This is a genomic window from Kineococcus indalonis, from assembly GCF_009906395.1.
Classification (GTDB): Bacteria; Actinomycetota; Actinomycetes; order Actinomycetales; family Kineococcaceae; genus Kineococcus; species Kineococcus indalonis.
This window is the reverse complement of the sequence record NZ_JAAALM010000037.1, coordinates 1-15,073: the sequence shown is the minus strand read 5'-3', so window position 1 is coordinate 15,073 and position 15,073 is coordinate 1. Positions and strand designations below refer to the sequence as shown.

The 15,073-nt window shown below is 70.6% G+C and carries 10 protein-coding genes and 1 pseudogene; 6 read left to right on the top strand and 5 right to left on the bottom strand.

Translation table 11 applies throughout. From position 1 onward, the window contains the following. The 4 genes and pseudogenes from GTR00_RS03790 to GTR00_RS03775 all read left to right on the top strand — a co-directional run. Window positions 1-1,180, top strand: a pseudogene (locus GTR00_RS03790) (hypothetical protein); the annotation flags it as partial. 265 nt (window positions 1,181-1,445) lie between these two features. Next, complete coding sequence (locus GTR00_RS03785) at window positions 1,446-1,922, top strand: plasmid mobilization protein (RefSeq protein ID WP_166610309.1); 477 nt, start codon at window positions 1,446-1,448, stop codon at window positions 1,920-1,922. Further along, window positions 1,919-2,902 carry a DUF2637 domain-containing protein gene (locus GTR00_RS03780; protein WP_166610308.1) on the top strand — a complete coding sequence of 328 codons (984 nt, stop codon included), beginning with the start codon at window positions 1,919-1,921 and terminating at the stop codon, window positions 2,900-2,902. Before GTR00_RS03785 ends, GTR00_RS03780 begins: the two co-directional genes overlap by 4 nt. Next, entirely contained in the window at window positions 2,899-4,323 is a 1,425-nt protein-coding gene (locus GTR00_RS03775) for a relaxase/mobilization nuclease domain-containing protein (protein ID WP_166610307.1), read from the top strand. The genes GTR00_RS03780 and GTR00_RS03775 overlap by 4 nt, the downstream gene beginning before the upstream one ends. 152 nt (window positions 4,324-4,475) lie before the next feature. Here the strand turns inward: GTR00_RS03775 and GTR00_RS03770 are convergent, their stop codons facing one another. The 3 genes from GTR00_RS03770 to GTR00_RS03760 form a co-directional block, all read right to left on the bottom strand. Next, window positions 4,476-6,434: a hypothetical protein gene (locus GTR00_RS03770; protein WP_166610306.1), complete on the bottom strand. Its 1,959-nt coding sequence runs from the start codon at window positions 6,432-6,434 to the stop codon at window positions 4,476-4,478. A 96-nt stretch (window positions 6,435-6,530) separates the two neighbouring features. Beyond that, window positions 6,531-8,672, bottom strand: coding sequence for a hypothetical protein (locus tag GTR00_RS03765; RefSeq protein ID WP_166610305.1), 2,142 nt, complete (start codon window positions 8,670-8,672; stop codon window positions 6,531-6,533). Window positions 8,673-9,071: 399 nt separating this feature from the next. Beyond that, window positions 9,072-9,974 (bottom strand): hypothetical protein, encoded by a 903-nt coding sequence (locus GTR00_RS03760; protein ID WP_166610304.1) that lies wholly within the window; start codon window positions 9,972-9,974, stop codon window positions 9,072-9,074. 429 nt (window positions 9,975-10,403) lie between these two features. Between GTR00_RS03760 and GTR00_RS03755 the strand changes: the two genes are divergently transcribed. Further along, window positions 10,404-11,378: a NaeI family type II restriction endonuclease gene (locus GTR00_RS03755; protein ID WP_166610313.1), complete on the top strand. Its 975-nt coding sequence runs from the start codon at window positions 10,404-10,406 to the stop codon at window positions 11,376-11,378. Between the two features lie 407 nt (window positions 11,379-11,785). On the opposite strand, the gene GTR00_RS03750 is transcribed toward GTR00_RS03755, so the two are convergent. Both GTR00_RS03750 and GTR00_RS26235 read right to left on the bottom strand, forming a co-directional pair. Beyond that, entirely contained in the window at window positions 11,786-13,084 is a 1,299-nt protein-coding gene (locus GTR00_RS03750; protein WP_166610303.1) for a DNA cytosine methyltransferase, read from the bottom strand. Window positions 13,085-13,398: 314 nt separating this feature from the next. Beyond that, window positions 13,399-13,647 (bottom strand): NgoMIV family type II restriction endonuclease, encoded by a 249-nt coding sequence (locus GTR00_RS26235; protein WP_407659595.1) that lies wholly within the window; start codon window positions 13,645-13,647, stop codon window positions 13,399-13,401. A 591-nt stretch (window positions 13,648-14,238) separates the two neighbouring features. Between GTR00_RS26235 and GTR00_RS26230 the strand changes: the two genes are divergently transcribed. Beyond that, the gene (locus GTR00_RS26230; protein ID WP_205704984.1) at window positions 14,239-14,703 is read left to right on the top strand and encodes a very short patch repair endonuclease; all 465 of its coding nucleotides are present in this window, start codon (window positions 14,239-14,241) and stop codon (window positions 14,701-14,703) included. The last annotated feature ends 370 nt before the right edge of the window (window positions 14,704-15,073 follow it).

Sequence of the window (15,073 nt, the reverse complement as noted above, 5' to 3'; positions counted from 1 at the left end):
CACCCCGACCGAGCCCCGCTCCACCGACACCCCCATCACCGGCGTCCCGGCCGACGTCCAGACCGGCGACCCGTCCGGCCCGGCCGACGACGCCTCGCTGATCGTCGAAGAGCCCCGCTTCGCCCTGGTGCCGGAGTGGGTCATCGACGCCGCCATCCCGGACTCCTCCTTCCGGCTGTACTCGCTGTTGCTGCGCTACGGCGGCACCTCCGGACAGCGCATGCCGTCTCGCACCACGCTGGCCCGGCGCCTGCACCGCTCCGTCGACGCCGTGGACCGGGCCATGCGCGAGCTGGTGAGCGCCGGCGTCGTGCGGGTGGAGCACCGCCGCAGCGGCCAGCAGTACCTGTCCAACCGCTACCACGTGCGCACCTCCGCGCCCTTCCCCGACACCGGACAGCCGGCGTCCTCGGGTAGCCGCACATCTGCGGCCACCCCGACACTGGCGCCGACCGCTGGAGGGGGTGGCCGCGCTGGTGCGGCCACCGGTAGCCGCACCAGCGCGGCCACCCCTCGCCGCGGGAGTGCGGCTACCCCTGGCCGCGGATCTGCGGCGGCCCCTGGCCGCACGGGTGCGGGCACGGTGGCCGCAGAAGTGCGGCACGACCCAGAGGTTCCTACCCAGAGCACACCTCCTCCTCCCGGCTCCCCACCAGCTCGTGCGCTGCGGGCGCGGCGGGTGGAGGAGGTCGATGCCCAGCTGATGGCCGAGGTCGGCGTGGCCGACCTTGCCGAGCTGGCCGGCCGCTGCACAGCCGCGCGGCGGGCGCTGGGGCTGTCGACCACCCGGTGGGCGGCGCGCTGCCTGGCCGCCGCGCTGCACCTGGCGGTGCGCGGCCGTGGCTGGCCGGGCGAGCTGGCCGTGCCCGCGCTGCTGGCCGTGGCCGCCGACCCGGTCAGCCAGTCGCCGATGCGGCTGGCCGAGGCCGGCCCGTGGTGGGACCAGGTGACCGCCGCGGACAGCCACCCGGACAGCCACGGCGGCGACGGACAGGCCGGCGGGTGGGGGAGCGCCGAGGAGCTGGCCGACCTCGAGCAGCGCCTGGCCGAGCTCGGCGGCCAGCGCGTCGGCCTGCAGGCGAAGGCCCGCACCCAGCTGGCAGCTGAGGGGATACCGGTCACCCGCAGCACCGTGCTGCGCCGCGCCTGCGAACTGCTGGACCGGCGGGCCGCCGGATGAGCCGCCACACCACCCCGGCTCTGAAGCACCGCAGACGCGCTGCGGCAGCATCGCTCGCTACCACGCGCCCGTGCACCACCGCGGGGAAGGAGACTGCTGGAACGGCGGGAGCAAGATATGCATCTGGTCCCCAGATGCGGCCGCTGCCGCGCCCCACCGCCGTAGCGGCCGGCGCGGCGGGTGGTGTCCTCGGGCGCGAGAGGGCGGCGACCGGGCGCGGTCGAATCCGGAACAGCACTCACGGCACCGGCGCCAGGGGTGCGTGGTGAGCGGGTCGCGTCGGCGCACGCCGGGGCGGGACCGGGTGCACCTGGCGCCCGGGCGGAACCGGCAGGTCAAGCTGCGGTGCAGCGAGGAGGAGTTCACCGCTCTCGCCGCGGCGGCGCGCCTGGCGGGGTTGACGGTCAGCGGCTACGCGGCCGAGGCGGCGCTGGCCGCGGCTCGTGGTGCTGAGGCACCTTCGACGGCGCCGCTGCGCGCGGCGCTGGTGGAGGTGATGGCCGCCCGCAGCCAAGTGCGCCGGTTCGCGGTCAACGTCAACCAGGCCGTAGCGGCCCTGCACGCCACCGGTCAGGCACCGGAGTGGCTGGCCGGCGCGGTGCTCGTCACGGCCCGGGCGGTGGCGCGGCTGGACGAGGTGGCCGGACAGTTGGCCGCGGCCACCCGCCGCCCGGCGCGCAGCGGGCGACCGGTGCCCCGGGGGCTCGACCAGGAACATGAGACGGGGGAGGAGCGGTCGTGAGCGCGGTGTCCGACGCCGCGGTGTCCGACCGCTGGCTGGCCGAGCGCAGCGCGGAAGAGGGGGCCGGCCGCTTCGACGTGCTGGCCGAGCGGGCCGCCGCGATCGGCGTCGGTGTCCTGATCGTCACCGGTTTCGCCGCCAGCTACACCACGCTGCGCGACCTGGCCGCCGGGGTCGGCGGCTTCCCGCCCTGGCTGGCGCCGGTGGTGCCGCTGTCCTTCGACGTCGGGATCGTCGTGCTCAGCCTGAAGGTGGTCCTGGCGGCCCGCGCCGGGCGCAGCGCCCGGCTGCTGCGCGCCCTGGTCGTCGCCTTGTCGGTGGCGACGGTGCTGGTCAACGGCGCGGCCGCGCAGGGCCTGACCGGGTGGCTGCTGCACGCGGTGCCGCCGGCGATGTTCGTCGTCTGCTTCGAGACGCTGGCCGCCGGCGCCCGCCACGCCGCTCTGCACGCCCGGGGGAGCGAGCAGCAGGAGCAGCGGCCCTCGTTGCCGGCGGCGCGGTGGTTGCTGGCGCCGCGCCAGACCTGGCGGCTGTGGCGCGAGCACGTGCTGACGATCTCATCGCCTCTTGCGCAGTCGTCTGAGCTGGTGGTGTCCGGAGACCGGGTGCCGGCCGACCAGTCGGAGGAGGTCCTGGGTTCCCGTGGTGTTCCGGTGCTCCCCGCGGCGAAGACGGCTCTACCCGTGCAGCTCGGGGAGCCGGAGGCTGGGACCGGGCCGCCGGGCGGTGAGCTCTGCGAGCCCGCGCCGGGACCGCTGAGCGCGTCGACCGCAGCGCCGACCCCGGCGGCGGGCTCGTCACCGACCCGCTTCGAGGTCGCTGTGGAGGCGGTGAGCCGCGAGCCGGGCATCACCGCCGTCGCGCTGGCCGAGGTGCTGCGCGCGGCCGGGCACGGGGTCTCGATGCGCACCGCCCAGCGGGTGCGCGCCGACGCTGGCCGCCACCTCACCGCCGCCGGCGGCACCGGGGAGCTGTCGTGATCGGCAAGGTCAGCCGCGGCAGCGACACCGCGGGCCTGCTGCGCTACCTCTTCGGTCCCGGCCGCGCCAACGAGCACACGAACCCGCACCTGGTCGCCGCCTGGGACGCCGACGACCCGCAAGCCCTCGCCGCGCTGGCGCCGGTGTACGACGGCCGGCGCCACGACGTGCGGGCACTGGCCGGCCTGCTGGACCAGCCGCTGGCCGCGCTGCCGCGCCGGCCGAGCAGCACGGTGTGGCACTGCTCGCTGCGCACCGCTCCCGGCGATGTGCGCTTGAGCGACGGGCAGTGGGCCGAGGCGGCCCGCACCGTGCTGGACCGCGTCGGCCTGGTCCCGGCCGGTGACGTCGACGCGTGCCGGTGGGTGGCGGTGCGCCACGCTGAGGACCACGTGCACCTGCTCCTCACCCTGGCCCGCCAGGACGGCGCGAGTGCTCGTACCTCGCACGACTACCGCCGCGTCGGCGAGGCCTGCCGCGACCTGGAGGTCCGGCACGACTTGCGGCGCACCCCACCGCGTGAGGGCACTGCGACCCGCCGGCCCACCCGCGCCGAGAGCGAGAAGGCCGCCCACCACGGCCGCAGGGAGGCTAGCCGCGACACGCTGCGCCGGGAGGTGCGCCTGGCCGCGGCCGCCACCTCCTCACCCGAATCCTTCCTCGCGGACCTGCGCGCTCGTGGCCTACTGGTCAAGGTGCGCCACAGCACCCGGGACGCCGGTGAGGTGACCGGCTACGCGGTGGCCTGGCCCGGCGATCGCAACCGCGAGGGGCAGCCGGTGTGGTTCAGCGGTAGCCGACTGTCGGATGAGCTGAGCCTGCCGCGCCTGCAGGCGCTGTGGCGCTGCATCGGTGAGGACGCCGACGCGTCGGAGCGGCGCGTACAGCTGCGATCCGGGAGCACCTCGAGCCCCGCGCTCACCTCGGCACCGTGGCAGGGCGCCGTGCGCGCCGCCCGCCGGGCGGCAAGGCTGGTTGAGACCGGGCGGCTGCCGGCGGGGGAGCTGGATGCGTTGGCGTGGGCCGCCGGGCAGCTGTTGCTCACCGTGGCGCGCACCGTCGAGGGTTCTCGGGGTGGTGCGCTGACGGCGGCCGCTGACGCCCACGGCCTGGTCCTCGGCCGCGGGCGGCACCGCCCCGCCGCGGCTGCGGAGGTGGCCGTGCCTCTGCTGTGCGCCGCTCGCGCGCTTGCGCGGCAGAATTCAAGCCCTCCGGTCGCGGCCACGGGTCTGACGGCTCTGGTCCACGAGGTGCTCGTCGTATTGGACGCTGCTCACCGAGCACTCGGCCGCGGTAATGCCCACCTTCCGCGAGTGACAACGGGGCACCCGCTCAGCGCTGCTCAACGTAACGAGTCAGCACTGCTTCACCGCGCAATGGATCGAAATGTTCAAGGTGAGACGCGAGCCCCACGACGTTGAAGGCTCCGCACAGGGTCGGCATCGCCAGCGCGGAGTTGGTAGGTGCCATAAGCAGTATAGGCACGTCAGTGCAGCTATTGGCTCGGCGCTGAGTATCGCTGATACAGCGCCAGGCCTGGACCTACCTGCTGGCTGATACTCGCTTTAGGCATTCATGCCCCCACAGGCGGTACTAGCTCGGCCTCATTGGTGACGTCAGGAGTGCTCATGAGGCGGCGCTCGATGTAGCGATCACGCCACTGGCCAACTTGCTGGCGGATGTCGTCCAGCTTGTCCATCCATGCTTTGGCCCGCAAGTTTTCCACACCGTCCTGCTCAACCACGGGTGTGCCGTCGTCGAGGCTGAGCGTGCTGAGGTCCGCGATGGCGGCGTCGAGCGCCAGCACGGCAGTGTTCACCGTGCCCAGCCGACCCTCAAGGGGGTCCGCAGTCGGCGTGCCGACGCCACGGGGGAAGCCGCTCTCGCGCAGCCAGCGGTGCGTGACGGTGGCATCGCCACCGTGCCCAGCGGGCAGGGCCTGGCCGGTCTCGTCGACGATGGTGGGGGAGGTGTTCCTGCGTCCGTCCTCGATGGCCCGGGCGAGGAGCTGCAGGCCGCGCTCGGTCGCAGCCACATCGTCGAGCAAGGCCGCGACGGAGCGGCGGTCACCGCCAGGGCCGACGTCGTTGCGGGGACCGCGGATCGCGTCGTAGCGGGCCAGGTAGTACAGGCTCCGAACGCGCAGCTCGGTGGTGGCGGGCCGCTCTGGTGCGTCGGCGGCCCGCTCCGCCAGCGCCTCACGCAGGAGCTCGCTCACCGGCTTGGAGCTGGGAACCCAGGAGCCGATGCTCGTGTCGGCGCCAGCGGTGAGCACGCTGGCCATCCGGTCAGCAGCCTCGGCCGTCATGACCCCACCGCGCAAGCCCCGCACCATGAGCTCCACGGCGAGTGGGACCTTCGTGCTCCGCCTGATGCGGGCGCCACGGCGTTCCGGCTTCTCCAGATCCAGGAAGATCGGCTCGCGGATGGCCTTGCGGACCCTGTCCTGGGCGGTGGTGAAGAGGAACACCAGGTCCGCGAAGCGGTCATCGGGCTGCAGCCGGCTCACCCCCAGGCGTTGGGCCTCGCTGCTGGTGATCTCCCCGCACAGCCAGGCGCGCTTCGCGTCCGTGTCGACCTGGCTGATGCCGTGGCGGGCAGCGGCGGCGATGCAGGAGGTGGCGAGCTTGCCGGAGCGGGCTGCGTCGTCCCAGGGACGCTTCGTGTTGATGTGCTCCTGACCGATCTTGATCTCGACGGCACCGGCCAGGTCGAGGCCTGAGGCGGTGCTGTCGGCGACCGCGCCGACGATGACGATCAGGGGGATGACCATGCAGCGGGCCTGGGCCCGCTGCTCGTCGCTCAGCGCGGAGTCGGGCATGCTGACGAGCTCGCTGAGCTCGTCCAGCTTGCGCTTGAGGGGGGTGGAGGAGGCCGGGTAGGTGAACAGCAGCTCCTGCGCGCTCAGTCCCAGCTGGCGCTGGGCGTGGCTGGTGCGGCTGGTGCCTTCACGCACCACGGGGAGGACGATCTCTGAGGCCCCGTCCTGGAAGGTGATGCGGGTCATCACCGCGATCGGCGCATCCATGATCCCCTGCTGGGAGACAGGCGGGTTGAGGTCGTTATTCGCGCGGGTGAGGTTCATGGCCGTCTCGAGCTGCGCTACCAGGTCCTGCCGCGACGCAGCGCTGATGCGCAGCTCGGCTGGCCCGCTGGTGACGGGGCTGGTGGCGCGCTGGTACAGCGAAACCCTCCCGGCCGCTTCCGCGGCCAGGGGGTACTCAACCACGGAGCCGATGCGGGGGTTGTCCACGTCTGCGATCACGCTGGTGGCCCAGGCCTCGCCCTCGACAAAGAGCAGGGTGGCTCCGGGGATGCGCATGCGGCGCGGTCGGCTCACCTGCGCAGAGATGTCGGCGGGATCGGCCCACAGGTAGGCGAACGAGCGCGAGCACCGCTCGTCCATGCCCAGCGTCTTGCGCGCCCGGGTGGCCAGCTCCCGCTGGGCGGAGGCGCTGGGTAGCGGTGGCAGCTCACGCACCGGGCGGGGGGCGTGCACCGAGCTACTGGTGGCGGTGCTGATCGTCGTCATGGGGATCTCCGTCGGTATGCCGCTGGAAGCGGTGAGGGCCGCGCGCGCAGATACGGCCCTCACCGCATGTCGAGAGTGCAGGGCTGCCGCGCCGGGTCAGGCCGGCAGGGCCTCCCTGTCGCTGGCGGCCGCCCAGCGCCCGCGCCGATGCTGCTCGGCGTCCTGGCGGATCGCCTCCTGGATCCGGGCCCGGGTGGCCACGCCACCGCGCACGAGCACCCACAGCGTGTCCGGGGACAGCAGCTGCTCCTGCTGTGCCCGGGTAGGGACCTGGCTGGTGGTCTGCAGGATGGCCGCCAGGGTGAGCGTGGTGTACTCGACCTCGAGGGCGCTGGTGATCATCGCCGGCTCGATGTGCTCGCGGATGCGGGCCTGCTCGTCCTGGCGCGCCCACGTGCCGGTGAGGTGGCGCACCTCATTGGCGAAATGGGGGTGCTCGCGGTTGAAAACTAGTTTGCGGTTCTGGTTGTCCCAGAACGCCGGGATCTCGCCGCCGCGTGCATCCTCACCGATCTCGCCGGTGAACTCCTCCCGGGACAGCCACACCACCTGCGGCGTCGCCTGGCGGCGCACCGGCAGGCCCAGGACCGGGCCGGCAGGATCGGGCGTCAGCGGCGTGCCGGGCGCTGCCTGATCCCCCGGCGAGCCAGGGCCGCTGCCGCCACCGGTGCCGCGGCCAGCGCCCGGGCCCGCAGGGGTGGCGGTGGTGGTGCCGGGGCCGGGCGTGGCAGGCACGCCCGGCTCGGTGCCGTTCGCCCTGGCCACCAGGCCCGAGCCGGCCAGCAGCGCGCGCAGCCCGGTGTAGATCTGGGCGACGCGCTCCTGCCAGCCTTGCGGCTGCTGCGAGCGGGCGGTGGCGGCGGCCAGCTCGTCGCGGATGAACTGCGGCAGCAGGTGGCCGTCGACGATCTCGTCGGCCCACTCGCGCGGCTTGCCCGAGTCGGCCAGGAACTGCGAGGTGCCCGAAATCATCAGGTGCGAGCGGGTGCGGTCCTGCTCGACGGCGAAGGGCTCGCTGCCGTCGCGGGCGATGGGCGGCTCGATGACCACGGCCACGCGCCTGGCCACCTCGGCGTGCCCGATGCCCAGCTCACGGCAGGTGGCCACGTGCTTGCGCGAGTGCCACAGCTTGTGCGCATCGCCCCGGTAGCGCACCTCGGAGAAGCCCTTGCCGCCGAACGGCATGTGCCGGGCGTCACCGCCGTTGCTAGGGGCCAGTCCGAAGCGGATCGTCGTCCCGTCGGCCAACTGCACGCTCTGCTCCTGCACGCCGTCCATGGCGAACCAGGCATCGTGGCTGCGCAGGCGGCGCGAGTCGATCCGGTACTCGGTGCCGTCGGCAGCGCGCACGAAGCGGCCCCCGGCGCTGGAGTGGCTGCGCGTCTCCTCGCGCCCGCGCCGGGAGCTGGCCACCAGCTCGACCGTCAGGCGCGAGGGGTCGTACAGGCGCTCGGTGATGGCGGTCTCGACGTTCTGCGCCGTCTCGTCGGTGAAGTAGTCGCGCACGTCGTCTTCCAAGTGCATGCCCAGCTCGGCGAACACCATCCCGCCCCACTTGAGCACCTCCCGCGGGATCAGGGACGGAAAGTCGATGCCGTCAATCTCGTAGCAGGGCACTACATCGTCGTAGACGTAGCGCACGCTGCCCGCGTCGTCCTCGACGAGCTCAGCAGGCAGCTGGCGAGTGACGTACGCCTCCTGCGCCTCGTCGAAGCGGATCCACATCAGGTGGCTGCGCTGCAGCAGGTCACCATCTCCAGGTTCCACGGCGATGATGACGAAGCCGGCGTGGTTCTGCGGCAGGGCTACCTGCCGCAGCCCCTGCCCGAAGCTGCCGTCGCGCGAGGAGGTCGACCAGGTCTCGTTGCCCGACTCGCCGATGTAGCGGAAGTAGTCGCGCATCTGCTGCGCGGACATCGCGGGGGCGGTGTTAGCGGTGACGACCTTGATCCGCGTGCCGTGCGTGCCGTCGGGAAGCGGCACGCCCACCTCGACCGACCGGATCCACATCTGCGCAGCTCCAGCCTGGAGCTGGTCCCCGATGGTGATCATCCGGTCGTGCTCGCGCTCGCACGCCTGAATAAAGTTGCGGTAGCTCTCGACGGCCTTGGTGTAAGGGGCGGAGCGGTCCGCCTCGTACTGCAGCCGTCGCGCCGTCGCCCTGGCCGTGGTGGTGACGGGCGTGTCACCCAGGTGGGGTTCAACGGCGGGGAGAGGGGTCTTGTCGAGCTCGGTCATGCGCTGCTCCCAAAGGTCGCAGCCGCGGGTCCTATCCCGCGGCGTCCTCACGCGGGAGCCGGGCACCGACCGGCTCTCGCACCGCCACCACCGGGTCCAGCCCGGGTCGTGCGGGCGGCACAGAACGTCAGTCGCGGTGCTTAGGTCTCCACGGCAGTGCCGCTTGACGGACCTCATGGTCTTCCCGGGGTCGGTGCCCCGGGTCGACCGCACCGTGACGCGGTTCCGCGTCGTTGGCTTCGAGCGTAGGGCACAGTGCCGATGCTGTCTTCCCTTTCCGTCCGGATGGCCCAAATGCCTCAGTGCGCCCCAGGTGGCTGCCGCCTTGAGCCCAGCTGGGGCGGCCAACGGCGCCGCGGGCGGCTTGAGAAGCCGCCACCCCGGCCGCTACCGCCACCGTCAGGGATGCAGGCTGGTCGCGGAGCTGAGCGTCTGAAAAGTCATGCCCTGCCGATAGGTGACGCTGAGGCCCACGGTGGTGATGAGGTCGAGCAGGTCGTCGCTGGGCCGCGCGGGCAGCAGCACGGCGCAGTGAGCGGGCTGGTCGATGTGCCGGCGGTAGTCCAGGAGCTGGCCGATGGCCATGCGAATGTCGCTGCGGCTGCTGGAGGCCTTGGCCTCGATGAGGGTGGCGGTGGCGCGGTCGTAGGCGTCGCAGACGATCCTCGAGCCGTCGGGCAGCTTGGCGCTGATGACGGCCAGGTCACGGCCGAGGAAGCGCTGGTAGTCCAAGAGCAGGCGCTGCTCGTCGTAGGTCTTGGTCAGCGTCCCGCCGGGCAGGAGCACCTCGGAGGGTGTGGTGGGCGCGCTGAGCAGGCGGGAGGTGAGCACCGGTGCGCTGGGCTGCGTAGTGGGATCGGGGTCCGGGGCGGGCAGGTGGGCCTGCAGCGCCGCCCACTGGCTGGCGCTCAGGCGCAGTGGGTTGGCGGCACCGGGCATGCGCAGAATCAGCGCGCTGGCGAAGGCGGGATCGGCCTGCAGGACCGCTCGGTAGAGCGGGGCGGCGAAGAAGGTGTGCGTGACCTCGATGCCGATGCTGTGGGCCGGCGCCGTGGGTGGCTGCAGCCAGTAGCTGCTGGTGCTCAGCGTCGGGCCGGTGGCGGGCCCGGTGACCCTGCCGGTGGCGTACACGCCGGCTTCCGTGCCGCTGACCCACAGGGCGAAGTCGTCACCAACGGCGATGTCCTTCAGGTGCACGGCGACGGTCCAGCGCTGCAGCGGCTCCGCGTCCGGACCGTCCTCGTGCCAGCGGAAGATGTCCCATTTGCTTGGGTTGGCCTGCAGGATCCACGCGCTTGCCATTGCCGTCCCCGCCAGGTCGTGAGCTGCTGTGCTTACAGCTTAGACGGCGTGCTCGATGGCAAGAGTAGGCAGGCGCGCATCCGGTGACGGTTGCCAGCCCTGGAAACGCCGGGCACAGAGCGGGGATGCCTGCCGGTCCAGGGCCCGCCCGGGGCGCGGCCCGCGCCCGTGACCAGCTCACCAGTACCGGAGCTGATGAACGCCGGGGGTACCGGGTCCCGCGCGCAGCCAGCCTCTGGCACCACGGGGTAGGTGTGTCCGCCGGGGCGCTGGTCTGCGCGGATGGTCGGCAAGGGCGGGCAGCCCTGCCCCATCTCGGTGAGCAGGCAGGACACCTGCGGGCGCCGGGGCCGAGGCCGGCTTCTACGGCCGGGGCCCGGGTGCGCCAGGAGTAGGACGGCTGGCTAGCGTGCGCCGGTGATCAGCGAGATGACGCAGGGCCCTCCCGCGCGGGGCGAGGACACCGAGCTGGACGCTGTCGAGGACGAGCTATACCGCCTGGACCCGGACGGCTCCGCTTTCGCTGTGGTGCTGCGCGACACCCTCGATCAGCTGTACGACGGCCAGCGCACCGGGCGCTGGTCCTTCGATCAGCTGCACAAGACCGAGAAGACCCACATGGGCACCCTGGTCGAGATCAACCTGCAGCGCCGCTTCCAGTTCGCCGACGGCGACGCCACCGACTACCGCATCACCGGGGTGCAAGTCGACTGCAAGTACTCCATGCGCCCCGGCGGGTGGACCCTGCCGCCGGAGGTCATCGGCCACCTGGCGCTGCTGGTCTCCGCCGACGACGCCAGGGCCACCTGGCGCGCCGGGCTGATCCGGGTGCACGAGGAGCTGATGAACGCCGGGCGCAACCGCGACGCCAAGGGGGTGCTGTCCCCGGTAGGGCGCGAGCGGATCCGCTGGTTGTGGGGCGGGCAGCAGCAGCTAGCGCCCAACGTCTTCCTGCAGCTGGACGAGGCCACCCGCCAGGCCATCTTCACCGCGCGTGCCCGGAACGGCACCCAGCACGGGATGGCCCGGGTCAGCGAGCTGTTCCGGCGGGTGCAGCGCCGCACCATCCGCCGCGCGGAGCTGGCCACGGTAGCCCAGCAGGACGACTTCATGAAGCGCGCCCGCGGCAACGGCGGGGCCCGCACGCGCCTGCAGCCGGAGGGCATCCTGGTGTTGGGGGCGGTGGAGAACGACCCACAGGTCGCGCGGGACCTGGGCCTTCCGGTCCCGGCCCGGGGCGAGTTCGTCTCCGCCCGGGTGGTGCCCGCGGAAGCCGGGGACGGCGTGCCGGTCGCGGAGATCGAGGGCAGGTACTGGCGCCTGGCGCAGCAGGGCGACCCGGTCGCTGCCGCTCCCGTCATCCCGAAGAAGCCAGCGGGCCGTGGCGCGGGCCAGCCGTGGTAGCCACCTATCCCTGGGTGGGAGCCGGGCAGGCTCGTTCGAGGTCTCCCCGGCTCCTGCCTAGCGGGCACGCTGGCTACCTGAGCATTGATACCCACTTTGTATGCCTTCTCTAGCTTGGCCGCCAGGCGAGCACCTTGTCGGTGCGGTCGTCTAGCCTTGCAACAAGGGGATAGAGTATGAGCGCATGAATGACTGCCTGGGCGAAGGACTGTTCCTGCACGCCACCGCCTACACCAACGGCAGTACCGCGCTCGGCGTCTGCCCTGATTGCGGGCAGGCCGTCGTGGGCCGCGTCCGGCTTAGGCAGGATGGAGGAGCGTATGTCATCCTTCCGCCTCACCAGGCGCCTCAGAGATAGACCACCAGGGGCGGCGGCTGATCACGCCTGACACAGCCGCCACCTGGACTTAGCTGATCTTGGACCGGCCCGTCCCAGCGAAGGCGATGTGCCGCTCATGGTCTTCTTGGCCGATAAAGCCCTTAAAGTCTCCAAGCTCGTAAGCGACCCCAGACGGGGTGTCGACGAGATTGATCGTAAAGTCGCGCTGCAGGTAGGCGATACGCCGCGTAAGCTGACCATCGTCGTAGGGCTCCTTCAACAGCCGCAGGATGGCAGCCTCCGTCAGTGGCTGGCCGGCCTGCTTGAGAACCCGGTAGACAGGGTCGTGGTCGATAGTCTCGTCCAGCTCAGGCATGGGCTGTGGGTCGCCAGCCTTGCTGAGCGCAGCGGCGATTGACCGGCCCACGGCTTCTGCGACGGGCGGCGGGAAGGCGTTACCGACCTGGCGGTAGGCGGAAGTTTTGCGGCCGAGGATCGGCCATTCCTCCCAGTCGTCCCAGCCCTGGATCCGCGCCACCATCCGCACCGTCAGCTTGGGAAGCTTTTCGGCAAGCTTCGGCGTGGTTTTGTCGAACTTCGCGTCATCATCTGCGACGCCCATGGCATCCACGCCCATGTCTGCCCAGGCACGCTTCGCGCGCGTCGGGCCCAGATCAGCGCCGCCGTGCTTCTTGCTGCCGCCGACGATGGTGGGTGCGATGTCATTAGCGAGCTTTGCCCAAGTTTCGTACTCAGGCCACTTCGTCATGAAGGGCTTCAGCGCCTCAGCCACGGTCACCCGCTTGTTCCCGGACGTGTCCGGCCAGCGGAAGTACGGCGCGAACTCCTTCTGGAGCGCGACGAGCACGAAGCGGGGCCGCAACTGCGGCACCTCGAAGTCAGAGGCCTGCAGGAGCTTCCAGAAGCCCACATATCCCTGCTCGGCCAGCTCGTCCAGGACCCGCTGCCGGTACGCCGCGAAGCGCGGCATCGACAAGCCGCGGACGTTCTCAAGCATGAGCGCCTTGGGCTTGATCACCCGGACGTGCTGGACGGCCCACGCGAACAAGTCGCGCTCGTCGCTGGCGCCGAGCTGCTTGCCGGCGATGGAGAACGGCGGGCAGGGCACCCCACCCGCGAAAAGGTCCACCGTCCCGGCGAAGTGTGCCGGATCCCACACAGACCGGTCAGCGACATCACCGACGCGCACGACCTCTTCAATAGGTGGGTCGCCCTCCTTGCGCCGCTGCCTGAGGTTGTGACGCAGCGTGTTAGCTGCGCTCTCATCGATCTCTACTGCCCGCAGATGCTTGAAGCCCGCGCGTTCCAGGCCCCACGACTGGCCGCCCGCTCCTGCGCAGATCTCCACGACGTTGAACTGGCTCACAGCTGTCCTCCACGGTGCCTCGGGTCCGGTCGGCTCAAGCTGGCAGGCACCCCTGACATCTTCCCGCATGCGGCGGTGTGCTTGTGGAAGGCGCGGCCTGGCGTGGTGCTGTGGGCGGTGCGGAGGGCAGGTGTTGACGCCGAAGTGTGTAGGGAGCCTGTACAGCCTTGCTGGAACTTAGCGCACCGGCACCATGCCTAGGGGAGTGCGGTGGTCGACACTGCACCGCAGCGGCTTTGCTGCTCTACAGTCACGCAGTGGCGAGGTCCCCGGCGATCAAGTCTAAGCCGCTGAAGCGCCCCCGCTGAGTGCCTTCAGTGAAGTGTGCCTTTTGTTCGCTTTCTTGCTTTTTTGAGTGCAGTCCGTAGCTCATCAAGACCAATGCGATATGTGACGTCCACCTCCCCGGTCCCACGGGCGATGGAAGCCAGCCAGGTAGGCGGCGGCTCGGTAGTCGCTGCTGCCGAGTGCGGTATTCTGCCCCGGCGGTGGTTGGGCATGTTGCGATTTTTATGACGGAAGTGCTGTGCACGGTTTGAGCAGGTCGTCCATTTGCAGGCAATGGCGGCGTCCAGTCAGGGTTAATCGGTAAAAGTGGGCGTTGCGTGGATTTCAACGGTGTCGTCGGGATCTATCGGGTGAGCTGCGCTCAGGGCGCCCCGACGATTCGGGCTTTCCTCAATTGCCTTATGCAGGTTTGCCGACTGCTGGTACTGGGAAGCCTAAATGTCTTTCCCTGCGCTGGGCAGGTCATTGGCGATCCCGGCCGAAGCGGGGCCGCTGTTGCTTCAGGTGATTCGAACTTGGTTCTCCAGTTGGAGGCTGGGTAAATCTGATGCTGTGATCGCGAATGCCTCGGAATCAGCGGCGCCAGGGTTTCCAAAGCCCAGGGCGCCGACCATGGCTGTGCTTGGATTCGAAATCTCGTTATTTGCGACGTCGGAACAGTCGGCGATGAACGGCTATCCCAGGGCATTCGCTGCTGGCCGTCCTGCCGGCGGGCCTTCTTCCAGCTCAGATCTGTATCGCGAATGGTGCTGCTGTGATCGCAATTATGCGAGGATCGCTTGTGCGGGCGAACATCACGCCGCGCGTCGTATTGACGATCACTGCCGGTCTAGGGTGCTCCGGTGCATGAGGTCTAGAGTGCTCCGGTGCCTCAGCTGATCCCTCCAACGCCAGGACGGGCGCGGAACATGGCAGCAATCAAAAGAGCAGGCACCAAGCCTGAGACGGCCCTCCGGTCCGCACTGCACCGGCGCGGCTGGCGTTTCCGCAAGGACCATCGTATGGACTTGCCGTTGCGCAGGGTACGGCCTGACATTGTCTTTACCCGGCGCAAGGTTGCAGTCTTCGTTGACGGCTGCTTCTGGCATGCCTGCCCAGTTCACGGCAGGGAGCCGACGGTCAACGAGTCGTACTGGAGCCCGAAGCTGCGGCGTAACGTCGAGCGAGACCGCCAGGCTAACGCCGCTCTGCGGAGCGCGGGGTGGGCTGTCGTGCGCATCTGGGAGCACGAGGACCTCGGCGACGCAGTAGCGGCGGTGGAGCACGCCCTTAGCTCGGCGGCCACGACGGCAGGCGGCCAGGATGCTGCCGATCCAGCCACCTCTCCGTGACAGTAACGATCAATCGCTCGGCATCACAAATCCACGGCCACTACTTATACAAACTATTGGGCTGTGGAGAGCCGACAGCGTCACGCCCCACCCACCCTCAGGTGCGAGCTGCCAGTCCGCGCGCCCGAGGTCTTCCCGCCCGCGCCCGTGTCTTCGTAGATGACCGGCCGCTTGATTCGGCCAGTGTCCGTCAAGCACAAGGGCTCACTGTCGAGGGTGGGACGTGCCACCGGAGTGGCACGATGAAGCGTCACGGCTTTGATGCCGTCTTCATGTGGGGCACGACTCCGGGATGGAGGCGTTGAGGTCAGCGTAGTGGGCGGCCTCCGCCTCGGCCGGTGGGCGGTAGCCCAGCCGAGAGTGCAGCCGG

Coding starts and splice junctions, on each gene's coding strand:
- GTR00_RS03770 (WP_166610306.1), bottom strand. CDS start 6,434: ATGACGACGATCAGCACCGCCACCAGTAGCTCGGTGCACGCCCCCCGC.
- GTR00_RS03765 (WP_166610305.1), bottom strand. CDS start 8,672: ATGACCGAGCTCGACAAGACCCCTCTCCCCGCCGTTGAACCCCACCTG.
- GTR00_RS03760 (WP_166610304.1), bottom strand. CDS start 9,974: ATGGCAAGCGCGTGGATCCTGCAGGCCAACCCAAGCAAATGGGACATC.
- GTR00_RS03755 (WP_166610313.1), top strand. CDS start 10,404: ATGACGCAGGGCCCTCCCGCGCGGGGCGAGGACACCGAGCTGGACGCT.